This is a genomic window from Bradyrhizobium sp. JR3.5 (assembly GCF_054057015.1).
This window is the reverse complement of the sequence record NZ_JBSRYV010000001.1, coordinates 2,625,971-2,652,566: the sequence shown is the minus strand read 5'-3', so window position 1 is coordinate 2,652,566 and position 26,596 is coordinate 2,625,971. Positions and strand designations below refer to the sequence as shown.

The window sequence follows — 26,596 nt, the reverse complement described above, 5'->3', positions numbered from 1 at the left end:
GTTGACCGGCCTGATTTGAAGGCTTCATATGAAGCCTACCAAGTGACAGGTAGGCAAAGGGTGTCATGATGAAGATTTACGATTGGCCAACCGGCCCATATCCGGCCCGCGTTCGCATCGCCCTGGCCGAGAAGAACCTGCGGTCGCACGTGCAGTTCGTCTTGGTCGATCTCTACAAGGGCGAGCACAAGAAGCCCGAATTCCTCGCCAAAAACTACTCGGGCACCCTGCCGGTGCTCGAACTCGATGACGGGACCTTCATTGGCGAGTGCACGGCCATTACCGAGTACCTTGACGCGCTTGATGGCGCGCCGACGCTGACCGGCAGGACGCCGCGCGAAAAGGGCGTGATCCACATGATGAGCAAGCGCGCCGAACTGGAACTGCTCGACGCCATCAGTGTCTATTTCCACCACGCCACACCGGGTCTTGGGCCTCATGTCGAGATCTATCAGAATCCCGAATGGGGATTCCGTCAGCGCGACAAGGCCCTCAGGGGGATGCACTATTTTGACGGCATTCTGAAAAGACAGCCGTTCGTCGCCGGCGAGGCGTTCACAACGGCCGATATCACCGTCATAGGCGGCTTGATCTTCGCGGGACTCGTAAACGTGCCGGTACCGGTGGAATGCGAGGCTCTTTCGGCATGGTATGCAAGGATGCAGGAGCGTCCCAGTGTCAAGAACCGGATAACGATGTCCGAGCCGATCGAGGCATCTTGATTGAAAATCGTAGTCTGCGAACAACTGCTCGACCGGCAAGCATAGCCCGGATGGAACGACATCCTGGTGTTTCCGATCAGCACATCGTTGGTATCCCGCATGTCGCTCCGCATGCGGGATATGCGGCGGAACGACATCATGCGTCGACTGCAACGGTATCCACGCGAGACGCCCCCCTGATCAAGCGGTCGGTAGCTCGCTTGTGTTCACCGCGAGCTGTGCGGCGAAAGCCCGCTTGTAAGCCGGCCGGGCTTCGCCGCGCGCGACGTAGGCGGAAAGGTTCGGAAATTCGTCGAGGATGCCTGACATTCTCAGCCTGAGCAGCACCGACACCATCATCAGGTCGCCCGCGCTGAACTTGCCGTCGAGCCAGTCGGCATCGCCGAGGCGGGCGGCGAGCTGCTTCAGCCGGTCGCGGATGCGATCCATGACCAGGGGCAGGCGCTCCCTGGTCCATGGCTTGTCGCTCTCCAGGATCCTGGCGGTGACGAGTTCGAGGATCGGCGGTTCGATCGTGTTGACCGCGGCAAACATCCAGCTGATTGCCCGGGCGCGGGCATTGGCATCATCAGGCAGCAGGCCTGCGTGACGCTCGGCGATATGGAGCACGATCGATCCGGTCTCGAACAGCGCGAGATCACCATCCTCATAGGTTGGAATCTGGCCGAATGGATGCAGCGCCAGATGCGCCGGCTCCTTCATCGCCTGGAACGAAACAAGGCGAACCGCGTAAGGCTGGCCCACTTCTTCCAGCGCCCAGCGAACGCGCGTATCGCGCGCCAGTCCCTTGCCGCCATCGGGCGACCGTTCGAAGGCGGTGATGGTGGGGGTCATCGTTTCTCTCCGTGTCCTTGCCTGGTGTCCCGAGGACGAGCGGGCGGCGCGTGTCACGACAGCCGATCCTGGAATCTTCCGACGCTGTTCGCGTGCCTGAGTTGCCTCGGCGCAAATCAAATCCCGCTCCTTTGCCTGCGACAAATCACCCCGACGGGCAACTCACCAAAACCTGTCAATATCAGCATAAGAAAATATTCCGCTTGGCGTTTCACCCAACTCAGATGTTCAATCTGTGCGTCTCACCCGACACGAGGGGCGCTTCGCGATCGTCACGAACGTGGGTCGAGATGCGGTGGACGCTGATTGCGCAACTGACGAGTGCGCGTGACGCGGACGGCGAAATCGTGCAGGCCTGACGCCCTAGTGGCAGGTGTCCTCTCGCAAGACGCGAAAGCGTTTTGCGAAGGCGGTGACAAAAAAGCCCAGTCTCGCCGGGGAGAGCACGTATAAGCCGTAACCCATCGCGCAGGGAAGGCCGGGATGTTCCCGGTTACACCTGTGGTCCTACCCCCGTGCTTGCCTCATTGCACGGGGCCCATGGGTGCGATCGGCGCCCGGTCTTCCCTGCGCCCTCTGTCTCAGAGAGGGCGGAACGAAGAGCAAAGCTCGGGCAATTCATGTCGCGAGAATACGAAGGTACGTCTCCATCCTCAGCTGTCATCGCCCGGCTCGACCGGGCGATCCAGTACGCCGCAGCCTCGCGGCTCAAGCACAGGCGTCTCTGGAATACTGGATCACCCGCATGCGCGGGTGATGACACCGCGTGGTGTGACAACTTGAATCGAGAACTTTCCTCGTCGTCGTCCTGGCGAAAGCCAGGACCCATTACCCCGGATGAGAATTGTCGCGCGACGTTCGGGCCATGATCCCGTTCATCATCAAATTCGGTGGTTATGGGTCCTGGCTTTCGCCAGGACGACGGTGGTGTGTGCGGAGGCGGGTCGTCACAAACGCAGTTCCCGCAGATTATTTTCGTCGGCCTGTCGGCTGCCGTCTTCGCCAACCGTCCTTCGCACAAACCAGGAGACTGCAAATGACCGATCTCGTCACATGCCTTTGGTTCGATCAGGGCCAGGCGCGCGCAGCGGCGGAATTCTATGCTGCGACTTTTCCCGACAGCCATGTCGATGCGGGGCATGTCTCGCCGATACCTGGCATCGGGCAGGGTGGTGAACTGACGGTGGAGTTCACCGTGCTCGGCCGCCGCTTCGTCGGACTGAATGGCGGCTCCAACTACACGCCGAACGAGGCGGTCAGCTTCATGGTGCTCACCGACAGCCAGGAGGAGACCGATCGTTACTGGAATACGGTCACTTCGAACGGCGGCAAGGAACTGCCGTGTGGCTGGTGCCGGGATCGCTGGGGATTTACCTGGCAGATCACGCCGCGGCGGCTGCTCGAGCTCGTCAACGGATCCGATCGCGCCGCCGGACGGCGCGCGATGGAGGCGATGATGACGATGAAGAAGATCGACATCGCCGCGATCGAGCGGGCGGCCGCGGCGTAATCCGCTTGGTGGAATGATTTGGCCCGGACGCGACAGTCATGTGTCGGATCAAGCGGGTGGCGCGGTCGCGCAACTATTCGCGCCGCGGCCCGCGCTCGCGGCGCCGGTCACCCCGGCTCAAACGCGGGATGTGTCTCATGCCATCGCATGATACGAATTTCGCATCGCAGCCCTGGAGCCAGCCTTGATGTCCGTCGCAGCCGCCGCCACGCAACAAACTTCCACCACCGCCGAGAGCGATCCCGAGACGCTCGGCTGGATGCAGGGCTTTCCACCGCCGCAGGACAAGACGATCACATTCCAGGACGGTTCGTTCCGCAGCTTCCCCGAATTGCGCTGGGCCTGGAGCAATATCCGCCAGCTGGTGCCGACCGTGAATGTCTGGCGCGGGGCGGGGCCGGCGTCGGTGCTGCCGCGTGCAGATCACGACATCGGCGCCTCCGCGTCGGTGACGATGGACGGCCGCCCGCAGACGTTTGCGCGCATGCTCGAGGAGAGCTATGCCGACGGCATCGCCGTGCTGCACCGGGGCAAACTGATCTACGAGCGGTATTTCGGCGCGTTGAAGCCGCACAAGCCGCATATCGCAATGTCGGTGACGAAGTCGTTCACCGGCGTGCTCGCCGGTATGCTGGTCGCCGAGGGCAAGATCGATCCGCAGGCGCCGGTCACCGACTATGTGCCGGAGCTGAAGGCAAGCGCGTTCGGCGATGCGCGCGTGCACGAGGTGATGGATATGACCACGGGCCTCAAATACACCGAGGTCTATACCGACAGGAATTCCGACGTGTGGGGACTGCGGCGCGCCAACGGCATGGCGCCGATCCCGGCAGGCTACAAGGGCGCGACCAACATCTTCGATTTCCTTTGCACGCAGACCAAGCAGGGCGAGCACGGCAAGGCCTTCGCCTACAAGACCGTCAACACCGACGTGCTGGCCTTTATTTGCCGGCGCGCGAGCGGCATGACGCTGTCGGACCTGCTCTCGGAGCGGATCTGGGCGCCGATGGGCGCGGAAGAGGATGCGCATTATCACGTCGACCGCATCGGCACCGAAAGCGGCGGCGGCGGATTGTCGACGACGCTGCGCGATCTCGCTCGCTTCGGCGAGACGATCCGCAATCACGGCCGCTTCAACGGCCGGCAGATTGTGCCGTCTGGTGTCGTCGAGGACATCGCGCGCGGCGGCGATCCCGAAAAATTCAAGCCGGCCGGCTACACCACCTTGCCCGGCGCCTCCTACCGCAATCAGTGGTGGGTGACGCACAACGCGCACGGCGCCTACATGGCGCGCGGCGTGCACGGCCAGGGCATCTATATCGATCCGAAAGCCGAGATGGTGATCGCGCGCTATGCCTCGCATCACGCCGCCGGCAACGCCGCGAACGACCCGGTGACGCTGCCGGCCTATATGGAGCTGGCCAAGGATTTGATGGCGGGAGGGTGAGGCCGAGGTTTATCGTCGCGATAGCACCGTAGCCCGGATGAGTGGAGCGATATCCGGGGACCGCTCGTCGGCTCATCCGAGCCGATCCCGCATGTCGCGGAGTCTGTCATCGGGCGCGCGCTTCGCGAGACCCGTTGGCTCATGCGGGCTACGGGACCACGGCCTAACCGCGCGACAGCTTCTCGAAGCGCTTGATCAGCCGCTCCCGCTTCAGGCGGGACAACCGCCTGATCCAGAACACGCCGTCGAGCTGGTCGATCTCGTGCTGATGGCACACCGCGCGCAGCCCGTCCGACTCCTCGGTCTGCATGTTGCCGTCGAGATCCTGATAGCGGATGCGGACCCGCGCGTGGCGCTCGACCTCGTCGGTGACACCGGGCATCGAGACACTGCCTTCCTTGTGCAGGATCATCTCGGGCGAGGTCCAGATGATCTCCGGATTGACATAGGTCCGCGGGCCCTCGCTGGTGTCGAGCTCCAGCACCACGACCCGCAGCGACACGCCGACATGGGGGGCGGTGATGCCGATACCCGGTGCCGCATGCATGGTCTCGAGCAGGTCGGCTGCCAGCTCGCGCAGCGCGTCGTCGAATACGTCGACCGGCTCAGCCGGGACCGCAAGCCGCGGATCGGGATAGCGGACGACGGGGCGGATGGTCATGCCGGTGTCTTAGGCCAGTGCAGGGTGCTGGACAACATGGGCGTGCAGAGGCGGCGCGCGCCGCGCCGCTCAGAGACACTTTTCGAAGAACAGGTCAGGGTAGGGGTCGTCGTTGAAGCGCGGGATCTCGGTCCAGCCGGTTCGGCGATAGAGCTGGCCGGCTTCCGCCAGCGCGCTGTTGGTGTCGAGCCGCAGCACCGCGATGCCGAGCTCGCGCGCGGCCTTCTCGGCCGCGTCCATCAGGCGGCGGCCGAGGCCAAGCCCACGCGCGCTAGGTGCGACCCAGAGCCGCTTGATCTCCGCGAACTCACTGCTGCTGCCCTTCAGCCCGACGCAGCCGATCGGCAGGCCGTCGGACATCGCCACGATGAAGCTGCCGCGTGGGCGGACCATGTCCTTCGCATCAGGGTCGCGCGACAGCTTGACGTCAAAACCCTGTTTGAAGCGCCGCGCCAGCTCGGCGTAATATTCGCCGAGGCAGTAGCGTGCCTCGTCGCTGCGCGGGTCCATCTCCTGCAGCGCCGTGCCGTCGCGCCCGAGCGCCGAGGCGATCAGATCCATCGCCGAAAGCAGTGCCTCGCGCTGGGTGTGGTGGGCGAGGAAGGCCTTGGCCTGCCGGTTGGAGATCGCCTCATAGGCGTTGAACTCGCGCTTGCCCGTAGGCGTCAGGCGGGCGATGCGGCGGCGCGCGTCGTCGCCATGCGCCGTGGTCTCGATCAGCCCTTCGTCCTCGAGGCTGCGCAACAGGCGGCTCATCAGGCCGGAATCGAGCCCGAGGTAATCCCTGATGTCGCCGACATCGGCGCGGCCGTGGCCGATCGCGTTCAGCACCCGCGCCGCGCCGAGCGGCCGGCCGCGTCCGAGGAACGAGGTGTCGAGCGCGCCGACCGCGGAGGTCACGGCACGGTTGAAGCGGCGGACGCGGGAAACCGGGTCGAGCATATATCTGACTTTAGTCAGATATCGTCGCGGCGTCAATCGGCGGCCGATCCCGTTGATGGAGCCGGTGCGAACCTGCTGCGAGCTGGATATTGCTGGAACCTAGCCGCGCGCCAGCACCAGCACGTTGCCGGCAAGGATCGCGGCGGCGCCGGCGAGCACCGGCCAGCCCAGCACGAGGTGCTCGAACAGCGCCGACAGCAGCAGGGCAACGAGCGGCACCAGCGCGAGCGTATAGGCGGCGCGGCCGGGGCCGAGCCGGCGCACCAGCTCGAAATAGAGCATGAAGGTGATGCAGGACGCGGCGATGGCGAGATAGAGGAAGCTCGTCAAATAGGAGAGCGAGACGTCGGCGGCAAACGGCGTGCCCGTCGCGAGGGCCCAAACCGCGCTCGCCGCGGCGCCGACGAATGCGCCCCAGGCCAGCACGGCGACGACGGGCAGTCCGGCGCGCTGGTTGCGCGCGCCGACCGTCGTCCCGGCACCGGTCGCGATCGCCGCCGTCAGCGCCCAAGCCAGACCCGCGAGCGGTGCGGTGCCATGCGCGGTCGCGCCGGGCAGGAAGATGATCGCGAGGCCAAGGATGCCGCACAGCGCGCCCCACACGAAGCTCGGGGAGATCGTGACGCCGAGCGCGGCCCGCGCGATCACGGCCGCGAACAGCGACGATGTCGACAGCACCAGCGCCGCGAGTCCGCTCGGCATCCGCGCGGTCGCTTGATAGAACGCGATGAAGGCAATGGCGAAGAACAGCAGGCCCTGCAATGCGACGGCCGGCCGGTCCTTGCGCGGGATTGCGAGCGGCACGCCGCGCAGCCGGCCATAGCCGAGCAGGATGAGGCCGGCGAGCACCATGCGCAGCGCGACCGACCACGGTGCGGGCGTGACGCCGGCCTGCATCGCGGTTGCCAGCGCGCCGCCGCCCCACAGCAGTGCGGTCAGCGCGAACAGTGCGGCCGTCATGGCGTTACGGCGTCGTCGAGCAGCGCGCGCCAGCCGACGGCGTCGATCCGCGCGCTCTCTCCCTCGAGCCGGGTGAGGGCGGAATCGAGTGTGTTTCGCTCGCTCTCCGACAGGCGCGCAAGCAACCGTGCTTCGATCGCGCTGCCCAACGCGGCGATCCGGTTGAAGGCGCTCCGGCCGCTGCGGGTGATGCTGACCGCGGCGAAGCGGCGGTCGGTCTTGCCCGGCCGCCGCATCGCGAAGCCGAGTTCTGTGAGCTGGCCGATGCCGCGGCTGACCGCGAACGGATCGAGCGCGCAGGCGCGGCCGATTTCGGAGGCGTTGGCCGCATCGCGCTCGGCGATGACGGCGAGGATTCGCCAGCCGGCCTGGCTCAATCCGAACGTCTCGCTATAGAAACTTTCGAGCGGGCGGGCGACCTGCGCCGCGACGAGGAACAGGCGATAGGGCAGCCAGGTGCTGAGCTTCAGGCCATCGTCGGACGCGGGGGCAGCGGTTTGCTTCATGGCGGCGAGGCTCGCACAGATAATTGCAAAGTGCAAGTATTGTGCAAGGAGATTGAAGCGATCGGAGCGCATGCGCGAAAATCCCGACACACTTGTCACTCCCATCATCCGTTGCCGCCGCGCCAGATTGCGGCATGGCCAATGACGAACGGCCTCGGCGCGGGAACCGCGCCGTGGTCGCGGAGTTCGTCCAATTCGGAGATGGAGATCATCATGAGCAAATCGGCTGAAAACGATCGCGGCGGACTGGCGGCAATGCAGACCCCGCCCGTGGTGTCGCGGGAGGCGTGGGAGGCGGCGCGTCTGGAGATGCTGGTGAAGGAAAAAGCGCAGGTGCGCGCGCGCGATGCGCTTGCCGCCGAGCGGCGGCGGATGCCGTGGATGGCGGTCGAGAAGGCCTATGTCTTCGAGGGATCGAACGGCAAGGCGAGCCTGCTCGATTTGTTCGAAGGCCGCCGGCAGCTGATCGTCTACCGCGCGTTCTTCGAGCCCGGCGTGTTCGGCTGGCCGGATCACGGCTGCCGCGGCTGCTCGCTCGGCGCCGATCAGGTCGGCCATCTCTCGCATCTGAACCAGCGCGACACCACCCTCGCTTACGCCTCGCGCGCGCCGCAGGCCGATATCGCGCGGCTGAAGGCGCGGATGGGTTGGGAGATGCCGTGGTACACGATCACCGACAGCTTCGATGCCGACTTCGGCGTCGCCGAATGGCACGGCCACAACGTGTTCATCCGCGCCGGCGAGCGGATCTTCCGCACCTATCTCGTCAACAGCCGTGGCGATGAATCGATGGGCACGGTGTGGAGCTATCTCGACATCACGCCGTTCGGCCGCCAGGAACTGTGGGAGGATTCGCCGAAAGGCTATCCGCAGGGCCCGACCTACAAATGGTGGAACTGGCACGACAATTACGAGGCCGAGGCCGCGCCGAATGCGAAGTGGGCCGCCGTGACCGACGCCGGCGAAGCCGCGTTCCGCAAGATCGCGGAGCAGGAACGAAAGGCGACTTGACGGGGGTGGAGCAGGGAGGACGCGCGGCGTCCTCCCCAAAGCTTCGGTTCTGACTCGATAAGCTTTGGTTTCTTGTTTCGACGCGTTTTCTTGACGCGAACCGGGGGCCACTTCGCTCGAAAACGCGTTACCGGCCGTCGCCCTTCGCGCCCGCGAGTCCCTTCAGCGCCGACAGCGTCTGCCGCAGCCCGCGGTCGAGGCGTTTGTCGCGGCGGATCACGACCGCGAGCCGGCGGTAGAGCTTCGGCGACAGCGACCGGACGATCAGGTCGCGCTGCTTGGTCTTGGCAGGCACCGCCATGCCCGGCAGGATCGCGCAGCCGAGGCCGGCGCGCACCATCTCCTTGATCGCCTCGACGCTGCCGAGCGACATCAGCGGCTTCAGCGACACGCCGCCGCGCGCCAGCCATTCATCCGCGGTACGCCTTGTGTTGCCGCCGGGCTCGAACAGCAGAACCGGCCTGGTCGCCAGCACCTCCGGCGTGATCCGCGCCGGCAGCTTCATGTCGTGCGGCGCGATCAGCACGAACTCGTCATTCATGACGGGGGTGATCTCAAAACTTCGCCCCGACACCGGCAGCGTGACCAGCCCGACGTCGATCGTGTTGTCCTCGACCGCCCGCGCGATCTCCGCCGTGTTGCCGGTCGTGACGGTGATCTCGAGCGAGGGCAGCGCGGCGCGCAGCTCTTTCAGGATCGGCGGCAGCAGGAAGATGCAGGCGGTCGCACCGGTGCCGAGCCGTACGCGGCCTGCCGTTCCCGTGGTCTGCTGCGCGACGGCGTCGACCGCCGACGTCACAGCCGCGCTGATCTGCTGCGAGTGCGAGAGCAAGGCGACGCCGGCGGCCGTCGGCCTCGCCCGTCGTCCGACCCGCTCGATCAAGGTCGCATTCAGGCTCTTCTCGAGCTGGCGCACCTGGAGGCTCACGGCCGGCTGGGTGAGCTGCAGCCGCTCGGCCGCGGCGGAGAAGCTGCCGCAATCGATCACGACGGCGAAGCTTTCGAGATAGTCGAGGTTGAGGCTCTTCATCAAAGCATCTCTTATGCTGCGCATAACCAACCAAAGCTTCACTTATATAACGCGAGGGCGCATGCTCGGGCAATATTGACGGCTCGGGTGAGAGACGGAATGACGGCAGGCAGCAACGGCGTCGTGGTGCGCGACGCAGCGGACGACGACATGATTGGCGTGCAGGGCATCTACGCCCATCACGTGCTCAACGGACTGGCGACCTTCGAGGAGGTGCCGCCGACGGTGGACGAGATGCGCAGCCGCCGGAACGCGGTGGTGGCCGCGGGCTTGCCGTATCTGGCGGCTGAGGTTGATGGCCGGGTCGCCGGCTATTGCTATGCGACGTCGTATCGGCCGCGGCCGGCCTATCGCCACACCATCGAGGACTCGGTCTACGTGTCCGACGGGCTGCACGGCCGCGGTATCGGCGTGGCGCTGCTTCAGGGCTTGATCGCGCGCACCGAAGCGGGGCCGTGGCGGCAGATGCTGGCGGTGATCGGCAACAGCGGCAACGCCGGATCGATCGCGCTTCACCGTCGCATGGGCTTCGAGATGGTCGGGACGCTGAGATCGGTCGGCTTCAAGCTGGGGCAATGGGTCGACACCGTGCTGATGCAGCGGCCGCTTGGGCCGGGCGCCTCCACGCTTCCTGCGGAGAGGGAATTGCCACGGTGATCGCCCGCCGCGTCGTGGCCGCCCTCGGGCTGGCTCAACTGATCTCGTGGGGTGCCACCTACTATCTGATCGGCGGCTTCGGCGAGCAGATCGCCGCGGATCTCGGCTGGGGGCGCGACATCGTCTACGGCGGCTTCGCCGCGGCGCTGCTGGCGATGGGCGTGGCGTCACCGCTTGCGGGGAGATGGGTGGACAGAAGCGGCGGCCGCGAGGTCATGGTCGCAGGTGCTGTGATCAACGCGCTCGGCTGCGCCGGTCTCGCGGTCTCGCATCAGATCTCGACCTATTTCGCATCCTGGATCGTGCTCGGCCTCGGCATGCGGCTGACGCTCTACGATGCGGCGTTCGCGGCGCTGGCCCGGATCGGCGGACCGGAGGCGCGCCGCGCGATGTCCGGGATCACCTTGCTCGGTGGCCTGGCGGCCACGGTATTCTGGCCGCTCGGCCACACGCTCTCGGAACAGTTCGGCTGGCGCGTCGCGGTGCTGGTTTATGCCGGGCTCGCACTGCTGACGGTCCCGCTGCATCTGCTGATCCCGAACAAGCGGTTTGCCGGCGTGCCGAGCTCCATGGCGCCGGCATCCAAGCAACCGCGCGCCGCCAGCCGCCGGCAGCTCGTGGCGGCCGGCGGACTCTATGCCGTGATCATGACGGGCGCGAATTTCCTCAATGCCGGCATGTCCGCGCACATGATCGCGGTGCTCGCCGGGTTCGGGCTCACCGTCACTGTGGCGGTATGGATCGCCACGCTTCGGGGCATTGGGCAATCCGCCGCGCGTCTCTGTGAGGTCCTGTTCGGTGCACGGCTCGATCCGCTCGCGCTCAATATGATGGCCTGCCTGATCATGCCGCTGTCGTTCATCGCCGGTCTGTTCAGCGGAACGTCGAAGGAGATGGCGATCGCCTTCGCGCTGCTCTACGGCGCCTGCAACGGCATTCTGACCATCACCAGGGGAACGCTGCCGCTGATCCTGTTCGATCATCGCAGCTATGGCACGCTGGTCGGCCGGCTCATCGTTCCGAGCTTCATCCCTGCCCGCGGCGGCGCCGCTGGTCTATGCAGTCATCATCGACCGGTACGGCGATGCCAGCGCGCTCTATCTCTCCACCTGCCTTGCCGTGACGACGTTGCTCGCGGCCGCGATGCTGAAGGTGATGTTCCCCAGGACTTCTTGAGTTCAAGGACTCGCTGCGGTGAGCGGCGCAAGTTATCCTGTTGCAAAACCAGATAAGGGAGGAAGAAGAACATGGTGCCGTCGACCAAGACCCGCGTCGTTGCCTTGGCCCTTGCCGCGCTGCTATCCTGTGCCGGAGCGGGACAGGCGCGCGCCGAGCAGCCGGGTGACCGGACGGTTGCGCTGCTCAAGAAGCTGATCTCCTTCGATACCTCGAACGGTCCGGGCGATACGCGGGCGCTTGCCGAATACCTGAAGTCGCAATTCGCGCCGCTCGGCGCCGAGGTGGACATCTTCGTCGCCCCGAACGGCAAGGCCGCGCATTTCATCGCGCGGCTGCGCGGCGACGGCTCGCGGAAGCCGGTGCTGCTGGCCGCGCATGCCGATGTCGTTCCGGTCGAGCGCGAGAAGTGGACCGTGGAGCCGTTCGCCGGCGTCGAAAAGGACGGCTTCGTCTACGGGCGCGGCGCGATGGACTTCAAGGGCGGGCTCGCCGTCTTCGCCAGCGCGGTGATGCGGCTCGCCGAGGAGAAGACGCCGCTGTCACGCGACGTGATCTTCCTGGCTGAAGCCGACGAGGAGCAGGGGCCGTACAGCACGGTGTGGCTGGCGAAGAACCATTGGGACAAGATTGACGCGGAATTCGCGTTGAACGAAGGCGGCTATGTGCTGCAGGAGCGCGACGGCACGGTGCGCCAGATCAACGTCACGACGGCGGAAAAGCTCTCGGCGACCTTCGCCTTGGAGGCGACCGGCCCCTCCGGTCATTCCTCGCGGCCGTTCCCGGCGGGTGCGATGGCCAACGACCGGCTGATCGCGGCGCTGGCCAAGCTGGCGGTGCATGATCCGGCCGTCAAGCTCGTGCCGGCGACCGAAGCCTATTTCGAGGCGCTGCTTCCGATCAGTTCGGAGCAGACGGCAGCCGATATCAAGCAGCTACTGGCCGCAAAGGACCAGGCCGATCTCGATGCAGCCGGAAAGAAACTGGTCGCCGACAATCCCAAGGACAGCCTGCTGCTGCACGCGCTGCTGCGCGACACCATGGTGATCACCATGATCGACGCCGGCATCAAGCCCAACGTCATCCCCGGCGACGCCAAGGCGGTGGTGAACACGCGGCTGCTGCCGGGCACCACCACGGATCAGATGATCGAGGAGATCAAACGTGCGATCGACGATCCCGGCATCGACGTCAGCATTGTAACGTCGCTGTCGCAACAGGATGCGCGGGACGCGTATCTGATGCGCTCCAAGATCCCGGCGTCACCTATCAATACCGAGCTCTATGCGGCGCTGGACCGCAACGCGAAGCGGGTCTGGAAGAACGCCGTTCTGGTGCCGACGATGTTCGAAGCGGGCACCGACGCCATCGCCTGGCGCGAGCGCAACGTGCCCGTCTACGGCATCTATCCCTATCCGCTCGACGACGACATCCTGAGCCGGATGCATGGCAACGACGAAAGGATCGGCGTCGAGGCCATCAAGCAGGGGGCGGAGTGGGTCTACAACACGCTTCGCGAGGTCACGAAGAAATAGGGCTCAGTTCGAGATGTAGTTACCGAGAAAGTCACGCTTGCCAAGCGGCACGCCGCGATGGCGCAGGATGGCATAGGCGGTCGTGACGTGGAAGAACAGGCTCGGCAGCGCGAAGCCGTACAGATAGCGCGCTGCCGGTATTGGCGGGACGCCGAACGGCAAGGTGATGGTGCGTTCCGCCGCTCGGTCGAATGCCCGAACCGGGACTGTGTCGATGTAGTCGAGCGTTCGCGAGATCCGGGCGTAGGCCTCGGCGAGGGTCTGTTCGTCGTCTGCAAAGGGCGGTGGCTCGAGGCCGGCGAGCCGCCCGGCGGCGCCCTTGGCGTGATCGCTGGCCCGTTGCACCTGGCCGACCAGCGTCAGCATGTCGGGCGCCAGCCGTGTCGCGAGCATGGCGTCGGGATCGAGACCGCGTTCGCGGGCGTGGGCCTCGCCCTTGCGCAGCAGATCGGCAAGCGCGTCGAGCATCTGCCGGAACACCGGAACCGAGGCGTCGTATAACGGGGCGTTCATGGAATTGTCCTCCTCTCACTTCAAGCCGAAGGCTCGCGCGGCAGCCACAGCGATAGCCAGCCGCCGAGCGCCAGCAGCGCGACATTGCAGCCGAGCGCGACCGTGAAGGCGTGCGCGTAATCGTCGGCCTGCGGATGCGGCCCGAGCAGGCTGTAGAACACGCCGCCGATGATGGCGACGCCAAGTGCGGCACCGATCTGGAAGGTCGAGATCATCATCCCCGATGCCAGACCCGCATGGCGCGGATCAATGCTGCCGATCACGGCCTTGATGACCGACGGCATCACAGCGCCGAAGCCGAGCCCGCCGTCAGATCAGGCCGAATTCAAGGCTTTGGGGCAGCGCGCCACTGACCGACAGCATCACGACACCGAAGCCGATGACCTGGAGCGCGAAGCCCAGCGTCAGCGTGCGTGCGCCGAGCCATTGCATAACCAGGGACGACACCAGCGAACTCACGAAGAAGCCGGTGGCAAAGGGCAGGGTAGCGAGGCCGGCCGCCAGCGGTGAAAAATGCAGCCCGCTTTGCAGGTAGATCGCAAAGGTCAGGTAGAACGACGACAGCATGTAGAAGGCGAGCGCCATCACCAGCCCGATGACGAAATCGCTGTTGCGCAGCAGATGCAGTGCGACCAGCGGGTCGCCGCCGCTGGCTTTCAGGCGCGCCTCGAAGCGGACGAAGGCAACGAGCATCAGCGGAGAGGCCAGCAGCATCGCGACGATCCAGGCCGGCCAGCCGGATTCCCTTCCCTCGATCAGCGGATAGACCAGGAAGCCCAGCGTGAGCGACAGCAGGATGACGCCGCCGATGTCGAGCCGTTGTGCATGCTCGGCGCGCGAGTCGGTCAGGAACAGCAGTCCGCCGATGAACGCGATGAGGCCGATCGGCACGTTGATGAGGAAGATCGCCTGCCAGGCCAGCCCAAGCGGATGGGCCGAGACCAGGACGCCGCCGAGCACCTGGCCGCAGATGTTGGCAAGGCCGAACGTCGCGCCGTAGAAACCGAGCGCGCGGCCCTGTTCGGCCGCTGGAAACAGCACGCGGATCGAGGCCAGCACCTGCGGCGCCATCACGGTGGCGGTGAGGCCCTGCAGGATCCGTCCGGCGACCAGCACGCCCGGCGACCACGCAACACCGCACAACACCGACGCGATGGTGAAACCGGCGACGCCGGTCAGGAACATGCGCCGGCGGCCGAGCAGGTCGCCGAGCCGGCCGCCCGTGATCAGGAATACCGCGTAGGTCGCGGCATAGGCCGAGATCACGAACTGCACCTCGCTCGCCGTCGCGCCGAGATTGTCGCGAATGGCCGGCAGCGCGAGGTTGACGACGTTGAAGTCGAGGATCGGCAGGAAGGCGCCGGTGAGCAGCACGGGCAACGCCAGCCATCGCCGCGGGTCGACCGTTGCCGGCCGCGTGCCGTGCAATTGCAACGTCTCGGTGGTCTCGCTTGTCACCCGCCAGCTCCTCTGCGTTGCCGGCGCGGCGCACGAGGTGCGCCCGTCGGTCAAACTTTTCGGGAAGATGGCCTGTCTGTTTGTGATAAGATATTCGCGAACTCTGCTAATCGAGTTTGCAAAAATGAACAGCCCGCTGGACTGGAATGATCTTCGCCTCGTTCTCGCCGTCGCGCGCGAAGGCAGCCTGTCCGGGGCGGCGCGCAGACTAGGCGTCACGCATTCGACGGTGTTTCGCCGCCTCGGCGCGATCGAAGCAGCGATCGGAACGCGGCTGTTCGAGCGCTTTCGCGATGGTTACGCGCCGACACCGGCCGGCGAGACCGCGGCGGCGTCGGCGGCCCGGCTCGAGGACGAAGTGCTCGCGCTCGAGCGCAGGCTGGCGGGACAGGACTTGAGGCCGTCAGGCCCGGTCCGGATCACGACGACGGATACGCTCGGCGCGGTGCTGATGCGGCATCTGCCCGCAATGCGCATCGCGCATCCGGAGATCCAGCCGGAGATCATCATCTCGAATGCGATGGCGAACCTGACGCGCCGCGAGGCCGAAATCGCGATCCGGCCGACGCCGGCGCCGTCCGAACTGCTGGTCGGGCGGCGCGTTGCCGATATTGCCCATGCGGTCTACGGATCGCGGGTCTATCTCGCCCGGCATGATGACAAGGATCTGTCCGCACACGACTGGATCGGGCTCGACGATGCGCTGGCGGCAACCGTGATCGCCGGCTGGATGCGCGAGAACCTGCGCTCGGCGCGCTTCGCCTGCCGCGTCGACGCGCTTCCGGCGCTGCGCGATGCCGCGGCCGCGGGACTGGGGCTTGCGTTGCTTCCCTGCTATGTCGGCGATCTCGCGCCCGCGCTGCGCCGCCTGACACCCAGGGCGCTCGCCGAGCCGCGATCGGCGCTGTGGCTGTTGACGCATGACGATCTCAAGCGCACCGCGCGCATCCGCGCCACGCTGGATTTTTTGGCCAAGGCGCTCGCATCGGAGCGCGCGCTGCTCGAGGGAAGGCGAGCCGGCCGCGCGGGGCGATAGCCGACAGGGGACGCGGACCGTTCACATCTCGAGTACTTCTGCCGGGATGGTCCGTGTCGTGCGATCCGCAGGCAACCGATAATGCTCGCGAAACGCACTGACGATGGTCTTCAGTGCGGCGCGGGACCGCGCATCCGAGAGCGCGGACAGCAGCACGATCTCGGAGGGCGGCAGGGCAGGCAGGCCAAACCGCCGGCTGACCTCGATCGTTCCGGCAGGCGCAAGCCGGCAGGAGAACACCGACGTGGCAAGGCCGGCGGCCACCGCATCGGCGACCGCAAAGGATCCGCAGCCGAGGAAGCTTTCCGTCCACGGGATGCCCGCTGCCGCGAGCGCGCGCGTCGCAATGTTGAGCACGCCGCAGGATGGCGAGGAGGCGGCCAGGCGCAGCGGCTCGCCCGCGCGATGGACAAAGTCCGGCGTCGCGAACCAGCCATAGTGGTCCGTCGTCAGCGTCTCGCCGTCGCGGCCGTCGTCCTCGCGGCGGATGATGGCGGCATCGATGTCGCCGCGATCGAAGGCGGTGAGGAGATCGCGGGAATCGTCGAGCCGGACCTCGATGGTGAGCGCCGGATCGTGTGCGTGGAGCCGCGCCAGCAGGGTTGGAACCTCGGCGCCTCCGACATGGGTGGCAATGCCGAGCGAGAAGCGGCGTGGCCGTGCCGGCGACAGCCCCGCGACCGCGCGATCATGTGCGGCGAGCAGCTCGCGTGCGGGCGCGAGGAACGCCGCGCCCTGTGCTGACAGGCGCACCAGCCGCGGTGTGCGCTCGATCAGTCTTTGGCCGACCTGGCTCTCGAGCCGCTTCAGCTTGACGCTGATCGCGCCCTGCGTGGTGCCGAGCGTCTCGGCTGCGCGCGTAAAACTCCTGAGGTCGGCGATGGTTACGAAGGTCTTCACGGCATCGACGTCGAGCGTGGTCATGTCAGTCATCCGGAATTGTTGTCTCTGAAATATCTAGTCATCCAATTCACCAATGCTCAAGCCGTGACTAGCTTTGCGTTGTGAAGCGCCGCGGCCACCCGATTCCTGCCGTTGCTGCCTCAATACATCGTGAGTCGATCGACCGACGCTGCTGCCAGCACCCTGGCAACAGCGTGCGGTATGCCGTTGGCTTGCCACAACAAAAGGCCTGATCATGTCCACTGAACTGAGCCGCCGCGGCGCCGTCGTGTTGTCCGCCGTATGTCTTGCCTGCCTGATGTTTGGATTGGAGATCTCCAGCATCCCCGCGATCCTGCCGACGCTGGAGCGGGTGCTGCATGCCGACTTCAAGGCGCTGCAATGGATCATGAACGCCTACACGATCGCGGTGACCACGGTTCTGATGGCGATCGGGACGGTGGCGGACCGCTACGGGCGCAAGCGCATCTTCCTGGTCGCGATCGCGGCATTCGGCATTACCTCGCTGATCTGCGGTGTCGCCCAGAGCGTCGAAATGCTGATCATCGCCCGCTTGCTGCAGGGGCTGAGCGGCGGCGCGCTGTTGATCTGCCAGATAGCCGTGCTGTCGCACGAATTCCAGGGCGGCCGGTTGCGCGCCGTCGCCTGGGGCTGGTGGGGCGTGATCTTCGGCATCGGTCTCGGCTTCGGCCCGATCATCGGCGGTGCTGTGGTGGCGCTGCTGAGCTGGGAGTGGGTGTTCCTGGTCCACGTGCTGTTCGCAGCGGTCGCGTTCGTGCTCACGATCGGCGGCGTGCATGAATCGAAGGATCCGAAGGCGAGCAGCCTCGATGTCGCCGGCATCGTCACGATGTCGCTCGCGGTGTTCTGCCTCGCCTTCTACATCACGCAGGGGCCGGATCTCGGCTTCGTCAGCCCCAAGGGGCTCGCGATCCTCGGCGTCTCCGCGCTGAGCTTCATCGCATTCCTCGTTGCCGAGAGGATCAGCCGGCGGCCGATGTTCGACTTCTCGGTGTTTCGGACACCGGCTTTCTCCGGTTCGATCGTCGGTTCGGCCGCGATGAACCTCAGCTACTGGCCGTTCATGATCTATCTGCCGATCTGGTTTCACGCCGGCCTCGGCTATGACAGCGTGTCCGCCGGCCTTGCGCTGCTCGCTTACACGCTGCCGACGCTGGTGATGCCACCCTTCGCCGAGCGCCTGTCGCTGCGCTACCAGCCGGGCCTGATCATTCCAGCCGGTCTGTTCACGATCGGCGTCGGATTCATGCTGATGAAGTTCGGCAGCGCCGCCGCACAGCCCGACTGGCTGACGATGCTGCCGGGCTGCCTGATCGCCGGAATTGGCCTCGGCATCACCAACACGCCGGTCACCAACACGACGACGGGCTCGGTCTCGAGCGACCGCGCCGGCATGGCCTCCGGCATCGACATGAGCGCGCGGATGGTCTCGCTTTCGGTCAACATCGCCCTGATGGGTTTCATCCTGGCGAGCGGCGTGCTGGCGCATCTGAAGGCCGTGCTGCCCGCGCTGGACGGCGCGCAGCTCCGCAGCATCGCGGAACGGATCGCGGCCGGTGATGCCGCATCCGCGCCGGAGCTGACCGGCCCGATCGTGCATCAGGCGCTGGCGAGCGGCTTTGGCTGGGTGATGCTCTATGGCGGCATCGGCGTGTGGGTCATGGCCGCCATCAGCTTCCTGATCTTCAACGCTCGGCCGGTGCGGCAGGCCGAAGTTCAGGGCACCAAGTGAACCTGATGTCGCCGCGCTCGCCCCGGGACAGGGGCGGGCGGGCAGCGGAGATCACTTCACGAGGGTCAGCAGCGGCTTGTCCTTTTCGACGATATAGGTCGCAAGCTCGCTGGCGGTGACGCTGCCGACGTTCCTTGCCGCATGGATCGTGCCTGCGGGGATGAACAGCACGTCGCCCGCCTTCAGCGTTGCCGGCCGTCTGCCGTCGACGTCGTATTCGAGCGTGCCGGCGAGCACATAGATGATCTCTTCGCCGGGATGCGTATGCCGGCCGAATGCCTTGCCGGGCGCGATGTCGACGCGCACCTGGACGGCTTCGCGTCCGGGTGAGCTGAGGTCCTGGCGCTGCAAATCGGTTCGCGTGAACCCGGCCGGCTGCTGCGCCTGGGCAGTCGGTATCGTCAGGAAACTTCCGGCGATCAGGGCCGCTCTTGCGAGCAGGCGCGTCGCCGTCATCAGCTTGCTGGTCATCTTGAGCTCCGGGTTGCCTTCTGGACTTGTCCGACCGCGGACCGGCAGGCGGCCGGTCCGCGTCGGAAGTTGTCATGCGATTGTCTCAGACAAGGGTGGTGGTGACGTCGATATTGCCGTGGACCGCCTTGGAGTAGGGGCAGATGCCGTGCGCGGCTTCGATCAGCTCCTGGGCAACCTTGCGTTCGACGCCGGCAACGTGGACGTTGAGGCGCGCGCTCAGGAAGAAGGCGCTACCGGCCTGGTTGAGATCAATCTCGGCATCGACCTCGGGCTCGCTCGCCAGCTTGATCTTGCGCTGTCCGGCGGCGAGCTGGATCGCGCCGATGTAGCAGGCCGACCAGGCAGCGGCGAACAGGTTTTCGGCGGCCGGGTGCGGCTGCGGCAGCTTGACGTCGAGGAAGCCGTCGCGCGAGCGGGCGGCGCCGTTCGGGCCGGCGGTGACGTGGGTCTTTCCGGTGACGAGAACCTTTGCATTGGCGGTCATGGCAAGCTCCTTTGGTTGAATATAGATCGTGTCCGATCTAATCGGATGCGCCATGAAATAGGCCCCGTGTTTGGCCATGTCAAGCACTTCCGATTTGATCGGATACGATTTATATTGGCCGAGACTTCACAAACTCCGGAGACGCCCGTGACCCGCACCGCCAAGGCCGAGACCAAGGGCCGAAAACTCTCGAATTTTCTGTGCTTTGCGGTCTATTCGGCCAATCTGGCCTTTGGCCGCGCCTACAAGCCGATCCTCGACGCGGTCGGCCTGACCTATACTCAGTACATTGCCATGGTGGCGCTGTCGGAGGCGGACGAGCAGACCGTGAGCGCGCTCGGCGAGAAGCTGTTCCTGGAATCCAACACGCTGACGCCGATCCTCAAGAAGCTGGAGCAGAGCGGCTACATCAGCCGCGTCCGCGATCCCGCCGATGAGCGGCAGGTGCGCGTGAGCCTGACGGCGGCGGGCCGGCGCCTGCTCGACAAGGAGATCAACGCGTCGCTGGTCGACGCCACCGGGCTCGGTGACGAATTTCCCATCGTGCAGAAGAGCGTGGTCAGGCTGCGCGACAATCTGCTGCAGCATACGCGCGGCGATCCGAAGAAGGGCTGAGGCTGCGGCAGCGGCGCGCGGGTGCATCACGACGTGCTGCCGGACCAAATTGTAACGGGCTGTATCCGCGCCGCATCGTTCCGCATTTTCGCCACGGCGCAACCGGCATCTCCGCTCCGCTTCTGGATGACGCGGAGGAGAGTTCGAGTTGCGCGGAAAGTTGCCATTTGTCTGCGGGATGATCGCGACGGCGAGTTTGCTTTGGACGGCAGGGCCGTTCGCGGTGGCGCAACCGGCTTCACCGGATCGAGCACAGCCTTCGCCGCGCGCGGGCGACGATCGTTCGCCGGCGATCGCGGCCGAGATCTGGGACGCCAATCATGATGGCGTTTACACCTGCGACGAGTGGAAAGCCTATCTCGGGCGGCTGTTCGATCGCGCCGACCGCAATCATGACGGAAATCTTACCCCGGCCGAGTTCGAGGGCGTTCGCCGCGCCGGCGGCGCGCTCGCCGATGCGGATTTCGGTTACTTCGACGAGAACCTGGACGGCAAGATTACCCGCCGCGAGTTCGTCGAGAAGCCGAACGAGTTCATCCTCCAGAACGACAAGAACGGCGACTGCCGCGTCACGCCGGAAGAGCTCAAGGGGTCGACGACCGAGGAGAAGAAGCCCGGCGGTAGGGGCAAGCGATCCTGAGGGTCTAGCCGGACACGAGCTCCGGAAGCGCAGGGTGAGCCGGACTTGGCCCGCTTCGATCCGATCCAGGATGCACGGCGACTGGCAATCTGATCCGGACAAGCAGGCCGTGGGGTGCATTGTCGTGCAAGGACAGCTCGCCGCCGTGGCCGCACACCATGGCCTGAGCGATCGAAAGGCCGAGCCCGAAGCCGCTCTTCTCGTCCATCGTGCGGGCCTCGTCACCGCGGACGAAGGGCTTCAACATCTCGGCCCGGCGGTGCTCCGGAATCCCCGGGCCATCGTCCGATACGTCGATGGTCGCTTGATCGGCGGATGCGGTCAGCCTGATATCGACCTCGCTGCCGAACCGCAGGGCATTCTCCACCAGGTTCGTCACGGTCCGGCTGATATCGCTGGGGCGGATCAACAGTGAAGCCCTTAGCGGGCCGTGGTAGCGCACGACATGGCCGCAATCGGAGAACTGCTCGCTGATCGTCTGCAGCAGCGCGGCTACGTTCACAAGGGTCGGCTTCGCCGCGCTGCCGCCGCTCAGGAATGACAGCACCGATTCCAGCATGGCCTGCATCTGGTCGAGGTCGTGCAGGGTCTCCGCGCGCTGGGCGTCGTTCTCGATATATTCGGATCTGAGCCGCAGCCGGGTGATCGGCGTCCGCAAGTCGTGACTGATGGCAGCGAGCATGCGCGTGCGGTCATTCATCAGCGTGGTGATGCGTTCGCGCATCCGATTGAGTGCGACCGCGGCGGCGCGGATCTCCTCCGGGCCGGTCTCGGCAAGCGGAGCGGCCGCCTGGCTGATGCTGAAATTCTCGGCGGCGCGGGCAAATGCGGAGAGCGGAGCACTGAGCGCGCGGCCGGCCCATACGCCGAGCAGCGTGACGCTGACGAACAGGAACAGGAATGTGCTGACCCAGAATACGCCGAAGAAGGGCGGCATTTTCGTCGGCCCGATCGTCGCTTCGAACAGGGCTCCGTCCGGCAACCGTACCGCCGCCGGCGCGGTCTTCGTCGAAAACTCCAGATCGACATCGTCGACGCCTGATATCTCGGACGAGGTATCGCCGGACGAGCCTGGAGCTGCGTCGCGCAATGTGAAGTGCAGCCGGGGAAACGCCCGATCGGCCGCCTGCAACAGCATTGCGCGCTCGGCCGTAGGGGTCTCGGCGAGAAGCCTGGCAACCAGCTGGAACTGATGGATCGGCCTGTCTGCAAACGATCTCGGTTTCTGGCTGGTGAAATAAAGCCCGATCAGCGCATGGATCAACACCAGCGAAAACAGGACCAGCGCGGCGATCTGGCCGCTGATCCGGCGGAAGCTGAAGAGCGCGGCAATCCTGCGGGTCCAGCTCATGCGTCCTCCACATGCGGCGTGAAGATGTAGCCGCCGGTGCGCACCGTCCTGATCACCGACGGTCCTTCGCCTGTATCGAGCTTGCGGCGAAGCCGGCTGACCAGCACGTCGATGCTGCGCCCGAACGGGCTGGCCGGCCGGCTGCGCGTCATGGTCAAGAGGCCGTCCCGCGTCAGGATCCGGCCGGGCCGCTCGCAGAAGGCCTGCAGCAGGTCGAACTCCGCGCTGGTCAGCGGGACCTGGGCGCCGTCGGGATCGCGCAGTTCGCGCAGGCGAAGATCGATGGTCCAATCCTGGAAGCGCAGGCGCGCGGCGCTCTGGCCGGAGCGCCCGGCAAGACCGGCCTGGGCCTGGCGGCGCAGCACCGCGTTGATCCGCGCCAGCAGCTCGCGCGGATTGAAGGGTTTGGCGAGATAGTCGTCCGCCCCCATCTCGAGCCCGAGGATCCGGTCGAGGTCCTCGCCCTTTGCCGTGAGCATGATGATCGGAATCGTCGAGTCGCTGCGAAGGCGCCGGCACAGCGTCAGTCCGTCCTCTCCCGGCAGCATCAGGTCGAGCACAACAAGATCGAGGGAGTGTCCGGCAAGGTAACGATCCATTTCCTTGCCGTTCGAGGCGGTGGCCACCAGGCACGATTGGTCGCGCAGGTAACGGGCAATCAAGTCTCTGGTCGGCAGATCGTCCTCGACGACCAGGATTTTTGGCGTATGTGCGAGCATGGTTTGCAACTGGGCCTCGTCATCAGGGCATTTGCGCGCATTGCAGCGCGCTGGCTTAGCCACCAATCGACCAGCATGCGCATCGCTTGTGGGCGGCATTGCGCCTTTTCGTAAGCATAGTGTTTCTGAACTGTAAGCGGCGCTCGCGGCCGGAAACAAAACCGGGACCGGGGCTGCGTCGTACAGCGCTCACAGTCCCCAATCACTGGAAATAATCCCGCAATCCAGCAGCCACACCGCAGCCATCACGATCCCGTCACAACGGGTGGCTTGTTCGCGAGGTGTGGAATGAAGACGTGGCGAAGCTTTGTCGCGGCGATTGTGCTGACGGGATTTTCGATCCCGGCGACGTCAGTGATCTGGCCGGTGACTTGGCCAGTCACTTGGCTGTTGTTGGCGCCGGTGGCGGCCCAATCGGTCGATGCGATTGCGATCGAAGGCAACCGGCGGGTCGAGGCGGAGACCATCCGCTCCTATTTCAGGCCGGGGCCGGGCGGTCATCTCGATCAGGCTGCGATCGACGACGGGCTCAAGGAGCTGGTCGGGACCGGGTTGTTCCAGGACGTCAAGATCAATCACACGGGCGGACGGATCGTCGTCTCGGTCGTCGAGAACCCGGTGATCGACCGTGTCGCGTTCGAGGGCAACAAGAAGGTCAAGGACGAGCAGCTCTCGGCCGAGGTGCAATCCAAGCCGCGAGGCACGCTATCGCGACCAATGGTGCAGTCGGATGCGCTGCGGATCGCCGAGATCTACCGCCACTCGGGCCGCTACGACGTGCGTGTCACGCCCGAGATCATCGAGCGTTCGAACAACCGCGTCGACCTCGTCTTCACCGTCGACGAGGGCGCCAAGACCGGTATCAAGACCATCGAGTTCATAGGGAACAACGCCTTCACGGCTGCGCGCCTGAAGGATGTGATCAAGACCCATGAAACGAACTTTCTGAGCTTTCTCGGCAGCGCCAACATCTATGACCCCGACCGCGTCGAGGCCGACCGCGACCTTATCCGCCGCTTCTACCTGAAGCACGGCTATGCGGACGTGCAGGTGGTGGCCGCGCTCGCCGAATATGACCGCGAGAGCAAGGGTTTTCAGGTCACCTTCAAGATCGATGAGGGACAGCAGTACCGCGTTGCGACGGTGAGCTTCCGCTCGACTGTTGCGGGCTTCGATCCGGGCATCCTGCGTTCGCTTTCGCGGGTCAGCGAAGGCTCGCTGTACAATGTCGAGGCGATCGAGAAGTCGGTCGAGGATATGCAGATCGAAGCGTCGCGCCGCGGCTACGCCTTCGCGGTGGTCCGTCCGGACGGCGACCGGAACTTCGAGGCCCACACGGTGGGAATCATGTTCCGCGTGGAGGAGGGGCCGCGCACCTATATCGAGCGGATCGACATTCGCGGCAACGGCCGCACGCGCGATTACGTGATCCGGCGCGAGTTCGATCTCTCCGAGGGCGATGCGTATAACCGTGCGCTGGTCGATCGTGCCGAGCGGCGGCTGAAGAATCTGGACTACTTCAAGACGGTCAAGATCACCACCGAGCCCGGCTCATCGAGCGATCGGGTGATCCTGATCGTCGATCTGGAGGAGAAGTCGACCGGCGACTTCTCGGTCTCGGGCGGTTACTCGACGACCGACGGCGCACTCGCCGAGGTCAGCGTCTCCGAACGCAACCTGCTCGGCCGCGGCCTGTTCGCGAAGGCGACGGTCAGCTATGGCCAGTATTCGCGCGGCCTGTCGCTCTCCTTTGTCGAGCCGTATCTGCTCGACTACCGCATCGCGCTCGGGCTCGATGCGTATTACAAGGAGCAGCTGCCGACCGACTACACGACCTATGGCGTGAAGACGATCGGGTTCGCGCCGCGGCTGGGTCTCGCCTTGCGCGAGGACCTGACGCTCCAGCTGCGCTATTCGCTCTATCAGCAGGAAGTCTCGCTCGATAGCGCCTATAACAACTGCAACAACAATGCCTCCAACACATCGCTCGCGTTCAATCCTACGCCCGCTTACATCAAGGATGTGCTCGGCGGCGTCGATCCGACCAACTCGGTCTCATCCGGGCTCTATGGATATGGTTGCTACGGCGACGGCGAATCCACCTTGCCCGTGCGCAAGGAGCTGGCTGCGGGCGCGAGCTGGACCTCGCAGATCGGCTATACGCTGACCTACAACACGCTCGACAACAACAAGAACCCGACCGACGGCCTGCTGATCGACTTCAAGCAGGATTTTGCCGGCGTCGGCGGCGACGTGACGTATCTCAAGAGTGCGGTCGATGCGAAATACTACACGGCGCTGGTGTCCGACCTCATCGGCCTGATCCATCTGCAGGGCGGCGTGCTCACCAAGGTCGGCGACAACGATCTGCGCATGCTGGATCACTTCCAGATGGGGCCGAACCTGGTGCGCGGCTTTGCCACCAACGGCATCGGGCCGCGTGACATCACTTATGCGAGTTTCGGGGCGGTCGGCGATGCGCTCGGCGGCACCAAGTACTGGGGCGCCTCGTTCGAGCTGCAGATGCCGTTCTGGTTCCTACCCTCGGAGGTTGGGCTGAAGGGGGCGGTCTACGCCGATGCCGGCTCGCTCTGGGGCTACGAAGGACCGACGTCGTGGACCGCGACCGGCGAGGTCAACACGCCGGCGTGCCCGACCTGCGGCTTGCAATACGACGACAACAACGTGGTGCGAACCTCGGTGGGTGTCGGCCTGATCTGGGCGTCGCCCTTCGGTCCGCTGCGCTTCGACTACGCCGTGCCGATCACGAAAGGCAAGTACGACATTGTGCAGGAGTTCAGGTTCGGCGGCGGGACGTCGTTCTGATCTGGCAAGCCTGCGACCTGCCGACGAGGCCGCGGAGTGACGGTCTGATCAGTCTATCGATGCCGCGAGCGTCGCCAGCACGAAATCTGCGCGCTCCGACGGAGACGTCTTCGGCAGGCTGATGACGTCGTAGCCGAGCATGGGAAGCGTCTCCGTCAGCCGCTGATACTCCGCCGTCGCCGCCTCGAAGTCGTGCCGTCGCTCCGCGTCGGTAACGTAGATCTCGGGCCATGGCGGCGTCATGAACACGCGCGCGTGGTAGCGATGGTCGGAGCAGACCGGGTGCAGCTCCGGTTCACCCGTCAGCGCCTCCAGCGCCGACGCCGCGTCGACGAGGCCGCGATCGAAGAACACCCATCCGGAATGGGGCTTGGCGATCGCCATATCCTTCAGCGCGACGTCGATGGCGCGGCGCAGGAAGGCCGCGGTATCGACCCAGGGCAGGGCGTTGCCGCCCGACACAAGCTCCTCCGCGATGATGCGGCGGCCGGGCTCCTCGACGACCGGATAGCCGCGTGCGCGCAGTTCCGCCAGCAGGGTCGATTTTCCGCCGCCGGAGCAGCCGGAGATCAGGACGAAGCGACTGTTCAAGAGGGGGTCCTTTCCTTGCAACGGAGAAAGCAGAGTAGCGTCCCGCGGTCGCGGAACGTTTGACGGCACTCGCATGTCTGGGGGATTGCCCGGAGATCGCTCGACGGGCGCGATCAGGTTAGCGTTCGGGGCGAGCGCAGGCAACATTGCTGGAGGTGCGGGCCGGAATCGAACCAGCTCATGGCGGTTTTGCAGACCGCGGCGTTCCCATTTCGCCACCGCACCCGAGCGAGGCGCGTACG

27 protein-coding genes and 1 tRNA gene are annotated in these 26,596 nt (G+C 65.5%); 12 read left to right on the top strand and 16 right to left on the bottom strand.

Features of this window, described 5'->3' with window-relative positions:
• Positions 1 to 68 precede the first annotated feature (68 nt).
• Positions 69 to 722, top strand: coding sequence for a glutathione S-transferase (locus ACVWW1_RS13360; RefSeq protein ID WP_456656666.1), 654 nt, complete (start codon positions 69 to 71; stop codon positions 720 to 722).
• 180 nt (positions 723 to 902) lie between these two features.
• Here ACVWW1_RS13360 and ACVWW1_RS13355 read toward each other — a convergent pair whose 3' ends face one another.
• Positions 903 to 1,556 carry a glutathione S-transferase family protein gene (locus ACVWW1_RS13355; RefSeq protein ID WP_456656098.1) on the bottom strand — a complete coding sequence of 218 codons (654 nt, stop codon included), beginning with the start codon at positions 1,554 to 1,556 and terminating at the stop codon, positions 903 to 905.
• A gap of 1,036 nt (positions 1,557 to 2,592) precedes the next feature.
• On the opposite strand from ACVWW1_RS13355, the gene ACVWW1_RS13350 reads away from it, so the two are divergent.
• Both ACVWW1_RS13350 and ACVWW1_RS13345 read left to right on the top strand, forming a co-directional pair.
• Positions 2,593 to 3,066 (top strand): VOC family protein, encoded by a 474-nt coding sequence (locus ACVWW1_RS13350; protein WP_456656097.1) that lies wholly within the window; start codon positions 2,593 to 2,595, stop codon positions 3,064 to 3,066.
• A gap of 187 nt (positions 3,067 to 3,253) precedes the next feature.
• Positions 3,254 to 4,513, top strand: coding sequence for a serine hydrolase domain-containing protein (locus tag ACVWW1_RS13345; protein ID WP_456656096.1), 1,260 nt, complete (start codon positions 3,254 to 3,256; stop codon positions 4,511 to 4,513).
• A 163-nt stretch (positions 4,514 to 4,676) separates the two neighbouring features.
• Here the strand turns inward: ACVWW1_RS13345 and ACVWW1_RS13340 are convergent, their stop codons facing one another.
• From ACVWW1_RS13340 to ACVWW1_RS13325, 4 genes are all read right to left on the bottom strand, one after another.
• Positions 4,677 to 5,174, bottom strand: a complete 498-nt coding sequence (locus ACVWW1_RS13340) for a peptide deformylase (protein ID WP_456656095.1) — start codon at positions 5,172 to 5,174, stop codon at positions 4,677 to 4,679.
• A 69-nt stretch (positions 5,175 to 5,243) separates the two neighbouring features.
• Positions 5,244 to 6,116 carry a bifunctional helix-turn-helix transcriptional regulator/GNAT family N-acetyltransferase gene (locus ACVWW1_RS13335; RefSeq protein ID WP_456656094.1) on the bottom strand — a complete coding sequence of 291 codons (873 nt, stop codon included), beginning with the start codon at positions 6,114 to 6,116 and terminating at the stop codon, positions 5,244 to 5,246.
• A gap of 99 nt (positions 6,117 to 6,215) precedes the next feature.
• Positions 6,216 to 7,076 (bottom strand): DMT family transporter, encoded by an 861-nt coding sequence (locus ACVWW1_RS13330; protein WP_456656093.1) that lies wholly within the window; start codon positions 7,074 to 7,076, stop codon positions 6,216 to 6,218.
• Positions 7,073 to 7,582 (bottom strand): MarR family winged helix-turn-helix transcriptional regulator, encoded by a 510-nt coding sequence (locus tag ACVWW1_RS13325; RefSeq protein WP_456656092.1) that lies wholly within the window; start codon positions 7,580 to 7,582, stop codon positions 7,073 to 7,075. The genes ACVWW1_RS13330 and ACVWW1_RS13325 overlap by 4 nt, the downstream gene beginning before the upstream one ends.
• A gap of 213 nt (positions 7,583 to 7,795) precedes the next feature.
• On the opposite strand from ACVWW1_RS13325, the gene ACVWW1_RS13320 reads away from it, so the two are divergent.
• Complete coding sequence (locus ACVWW1_RS13320) at positions 7,796 to 8,593, top strand: DUF899 domain-containing protein (protein WP_456656091.1); 798 nt, start codon at positions 7,796 to 7,798, stop codon at positions 8,591 to 8,593.
• Positions 8,594 to 8,720: 127 nt separating this feature from the next.
• Here ACVWW1_RS13320 and ACVWW1_RS13315 read toward each other — a convergent pair whose 3' ends face one another.
• The gene (locus ACVWW1_RS13315) at positions 8,721 to 9,623 is read right to left on the bottom strand and encodes a LysR family transcriptional regulator (RefSeq protein ID WP_456656090.1); all 903 of its coding nucleotides are present in this window, start codon (positions 9,621 to 9,623) and stop codon (positions 8,721 to 8,723) included.
• Between the two features lie 99 nt (positions 9,624 to 9,722).
• Between ACVWW1_RS13315 and ACVWW1_RS13310 the strand changes: the two genes are divergently transcribed.
• Genes ACVWW1_RS13310 through ACVWW1_RS13300 form a run of 3 tightly spaced genes read left to right on the top strand, consistent with a single transcriptional unit; the run spans position 9,723 to position 12,991 of the window.
• Complete coding sequence (locus ACVWW1_RS13310; RefSeq protein WP_456656089.1) at positions 9,723 to 10,280, top strand: N-acetyltransferase family protein; 558 nt, start codon at positions 9,723 to 9,725, stop codon at positions 10,278 to 10,280.
• Complete coding sequence (locus ACVWW1_RS13305; RefSeq protein WP_456656088.1) at positions 10,277 to 11,512, top strand: MFS transporter; 1,236 nt, start codon at positions 10,277 to 10,279, stop codon at positions 11,510 to 11,512. The genes ACVWW1_RS13310 and ACVWW1_RS13305 overlap by 4 nt, the downstream gene beginning before the upstream one ends.
• Before the next feature lie 15 nt (positions 11,513 to 11,527).
• On the top strand, positions 11,528 to 12,991 hold the full coding sequence (locus ACVWW1_RS13300) for a M20/M25/M40 family metallo-hydrolase (RefSeq protein ID WP_456656087.1): 1,464 nt from the start codon (positions 11,528 to 11,530) through the stop codon (positions 12,989 to 12,991).
• 3 nt (positions 12,992 to 12,994) lie between these two features.
• On the opposite strand, the gene ACVWW1_RS13295 is transcribed toward ACVWW1_RS13300, so the two are convergent.
• The 3 genes from ACVWW1_RS13295 to ACVWW1_RS13285 are packed head-to-tail and all read right to left on the bottom strand — an operon-like array spanning position 12,995 to position 14,962.
• Positions 12,995 to 13,504, bottom strand: a complete 510-nt coding sequence (locus ACVWW1_RS13295) for a DUF1993 domain-containing protein (protein WP_207838348.1) — start codon at positions 13,502 to 13,504, stop codon at positions 12,995 to 12,997.
• Between the two features lie 20 nt (positions 13,505 to 13,524).
• Positions 13,525 to 13,788 (bottom strand): hypothetical protein, encoded by a 264-nt coding sequence (locus tag ACVWW1_RS13290; protein WP_456656086.1) that lies wholly within the window; start codon positions 13,786 to 13,788, stop codon positions 13,525 to 13,527.
• Positions 13,789 to 13,813: 25 nt separating this feature from the next.
• On the bottom strand, positions 13,814 to 14,962 hold the full coding sequence (locus ACVWW1_RS13285; protein ID WP_456656085.1) for an MFS transporter: 1,149 nt from the start codon (positions 14,960 to 14,962) through the stop codon (positions 13,814 to 13,816).
• 124 nt (positions 14,963 to 15,086) lie between these two features.
• Between ACVWW1_RS13285 and ACVWW1_RS13280 the strand changes: the two genes are divergently transcribed.
• On the top strand, positions 15,087 to 15,998 hold the full coding sequence (locus ACVWW1_RS13280) for a LysR family transcriptional regulator (RefSeq protein ID WP_456656084.1): 912 nt from the start codon (positions 15,087 to 15,089) through the stop codon (positions 15,996 to 15,998).
• A 21-nt stretch (positions 15,999 to 16,019) separates the two neighbouring features.
• Here the strand turns inward: ACVWW1_RS13280 and ACVWW1_RS13275 are convergent, their stop codons facing one another.
• Complete coding sequence (locus tag ACVWW1_RS13275) at positions 16,020 to 16,922, bottom strand: LysR family transcriptional regulator (RefSeq protein ID WP_456656083.1); 903 nt, start codon at positions 16,920 to 16,922, stop codon at positions 16,020 to 16,022.
• Between the two features lie 214 nt (positions 16,923 to 17,136).
• Here ACVWW1_RS13275 and ACVWW1_RS13270 point away from each other — a divergent pair, with 214 nt between their 5' ends.
• Entirely contained in the window at positions 17,137 to 18,654 is a 1,518-nt protein-coding gene (locus ACVWW1_RS13270; RefSeq protein ID WP_456656082.1) for an MFS transporter, read from the top strand.
• Positions 18,655 to 18,705: 51 nt separating this feature from the next.
• Here the strand turns inward: ACVWW1_RS13270 and ACVWW1_RS13265 are convergent, their stop codons facing one another.
• Both ACVWW1_RS13265 and ACVWW1_RS13260 read right to left on the bottom strand, forming a co-directional pair.
• The gene (locus tag ACVWW1_RS13265) at positions 18,706 to 19,110 is read right to left on the bottom strand and encodes a cupin domain-containing protein (RefSeq protein ID WP_456656665.1); all 405 of its coding nucleotides are present in this window, start codon (positions 19,108 to 19,110) and stop codon (positions 18,706 to 18,708) included.
• A 100-nt stretch (positions 19,111 to 19,210) separates the two neighbouring features.
• A complete protein-coding gene (locus ACVWW1_RS13260) occupies positions 19,211 to 19,612 on the bottom strand; it encodes an Ohr family peroxiredoxin (protein WP_456656081.1) in 402 nt (133 codons plus the stop codon).
• Positions 19,613 to 19,759: 147 nt separating this feature from the next.
• Between ACVWW1_RS13260 and ACVWW1_RS13255 the strand changes: the two genes are divergently transcribed.
• Positions 19,760 to 20,227 (top strand): MarR family winged helix-turn-helix transcriptional regulator, encoded by a 468-nt coding sequence (locus ACVWW1_RS13255; RefSeq protein WP_456656080.1) that lies wholly within the window; start codon positions 19,760 to 19,762, stop codon positions 20,225 to 20,227.
• Between the two features lie 148 nt (positions 20,228 to 20,375).
• Positions 20,376 to 20,867: an EF-hand domain-containing protein gene (locus ACVWW1_RS13250; protein WP_456656079.1), complete on the top strand. Its 492-nt coding sequence runs from the start codon at positions 20,376 to 20,378 to the stop codon at positions 20,865 to 20,867.
• 4 nt (positions 20,868 to 20,871) lie between these two features.
• Here the strand turns inward: ACVWW1_RS13250 and ACVWW1_RS13245 are convergent, their stop codons facing one another.
• Both ACVWW1_RS13245 and ACVWW1_RS13240 read right to left on the bottom strand, forming a co-directional pair.
• Entirely contained in the window at positions 20,872 to 22,218 is a 1,347-nt protein-coding gene (locus ACVWW1_RS13245; RefSeq protein ID WP_456656078.1) for an ATP-binding protein, read from the bottom strand.
• On the bottom strand, positions 22,215 to 22,937 hold the full coding sequence (locus ACVWW1_RS13240; protein WP_342722460.1) for a response regulator: 723 nt from the start codon (positions 22,935 to 22,937) through the stop codon (positions 22,215 to 22,217). The genes ACVWW1_RS13245 and ACVWW1_RS13240 overlap by 4 nt, the downstream gene beginning before the upstream one ends.
• Positions 22,938 to 23,225: 288 nt before the next feature.
• Between ACVWW1_RS13240 and bamA the strand changes: the two genes are divergently transcribed.
• Complete coding sequence (bamA, locus tag ACVWW1_RS13235) at positions 23,226 to 25,763, top strand: outer membrane protein assembly factor BamA (RefSeq protein ID WP_456656077.1); 2,538 nt, start codon at positions 23,226 to 23,228, stop codon at positions 25,761 to 25,763.
• Positions 25,764 to 25,811: 48 nt separating this feature from the next.
• On the opposite strand, the gene ACVWW1_RS13230 is transcribed toward bamA, so the two are convergent.
• A complete protein-coding gene (locus tag ACVWW1_RS13230) occupies positions 25,812 to 26,354 on the bottom strand; it encodes an AAA family ATPase (RefSeq protein ID WP_456656076.1) in 543 nt (180 codons plus the stop codon).
• A 150-nt stretch (positions 26,355 to 26,504) separates the two neighbouring features.
• Positions 26,505 to 26,579: transfer RNA gene (locus ACVWW1_RS13225), tRNA-Cys, on the bottom strand.
• Between the last annotated feature and the right edge of the window lie 17 nt (positions 26,580 to 26,596).

Coding starts and splice junctions, on each gene's coding strand:
- ACVWW1_RS13320 (WP_456656091.1), top strand. CDS start 7,796: ATGAGCAAATCGGCTGAAAACGATCGCGGCGGACTGGCGGCAATGCAG.
- ACVWW1_RS13310 (WP_456656089.1), top strand. CDS start 9,723: ATGACGGCAGGCAGCAACGGCGTCGTGGTGCGCGACGCAGCGGACGAC.
- ACVWW1_RS13275 (WP_456656083.1), bottom strand. CDS start 16,922: ATGACCACGCTCGACGTCGATGCCGTGAAGACCTTCGTAACCATCGCC.
- ACVWW1_RS13345 (WP_456656096.1), top strand. CDS start 3,254: ATGTCCGTCGCAGCCGCCGCCACGCAACAAACTTCCACCACCGCCGAG.
- ACVWW1_RS13245 (WP_456656078.1), bottom strand. CDS start 22,218: ATGAGCTGGACCCGCAGGATTGCCGCGCTCTTCAGCTTCCGCCGGATC.
- ACVWW1_RS13315 (WP_456656090.1), bottom strand. CDS start 9,623: ATGAAGAGCCTCAACCTCGACTATCTCGAAAGCTTCGCCGTCGTGATC.
- ACVWW1_RS13240 (WP_342722460.1), bottom strand. CDS start 22,937: ATGCTCGCACATACGCCAAAAATCCTGGTCGTCGAGGACGATCTGCCG.
- ACVWW1_RS13340 (WP_456656095.1), bottom strand. CDS start 5,174: ATGACCATCCGCCCCGTCGTCCGCTATCCCGATCCGCGGCTTGCGGTC.
- ACVWW1_RS13265 (WP_456656665.1), bottom strand. CDS start 19,110: ATGACGGCGACGCGCCTGCTCGCAAGAGCGGCCCTGATCGCCGGAAGT.
- ACVWW1_RS13335 (WP_456656094.1), bottom strand. CDS start 6,116: ATGCTCGACCCGGTTTCCCGCGTCCGCCGCTTCAACCGTGCCGTGACC.
- ACVWW1_RS13330 (WP_456656093.1), bottom strand. CDS start 7,076: ATGACGGCCGCACTGTTCGCGCTGACCGCACTGCTGTGGGGCGGCGGC.
- ACVWW1_RS13290 (WP_456656086.1), bottom strand. CDS start 13,788: ATGCCGTCGGTCATCAAGGCCGTGATCGGCAGCATTGATCCGCGCCAT.
- ACVWW1_RS13295 (WP_207838348.1), bottom strand. CDS start 13,504: ATGAACGCCCCGTTATACGACGCCTCGGTTCCGGTGTTCCGGCAGATG.
- ACVWW1_RS13270 (WP_456656082.1), top strand. CDS start 17,137: ATGTCCACTGAACTGAGCCGCCGCGGCGCCGTCGTGTTGTCCGCCGTA.
- ACVWW1_RS13325 (WP_456656092.1), bottom strand. CDS start 7,582: ATGAAGCAAACCGCTGCCCCCGCGTCCGACGATGGCCTGAAGCTCAGC.
- ACVWW1_RS13260 (WP_456656081.1), bottom strand. CDS start 19,612: ATGACCGCCAATGCAAAGGTTCTCGTCACCGGAAAGACCCACGTCACC.
- ACVWW1_RS13280 (WP_456656084.1), top strand. CDS start 15,087: ATGAACAGCCCGCTGGACTGGAATGATCTTCGCCTCGTTCTCGCCGTC.
- ACVWW1_RS13350 (WP_456656097.1), top strand. CDS start 2,593: ATGACCGATCTCGTCACATGCCTTTGGTTCGATCAGGGCCAGGCGCGC.
- ACVWW1_RS13360 (WP_456656666.1), top strand. CDS start 69: ATGAAGATTTACGATTGGCCAACCGGCCCATATCCGGCCCGCGTTCGC.
- bamA (WP_456656077.1), top strand. CDS start 23,226: ATGAAGACGTGGCGAAGCTTTGTCGCGGCGATTGTGCTGACGGGATTT.
- ACVWW1_RS13300 (WP_456656087.1), top strand. CDS start 11,528: ATGGTGCCGTCGACCAAGACCCGCGTCGTTGCCTTGGCCCTTGCCGCG.
- ACVWW1_RS13355 (WP_456656098.1), bottom strand. CDS start 1,556: ATGACCCCCACCATCACCGCCTTCGAACGGTCGCCCGATGGCGGCAAG.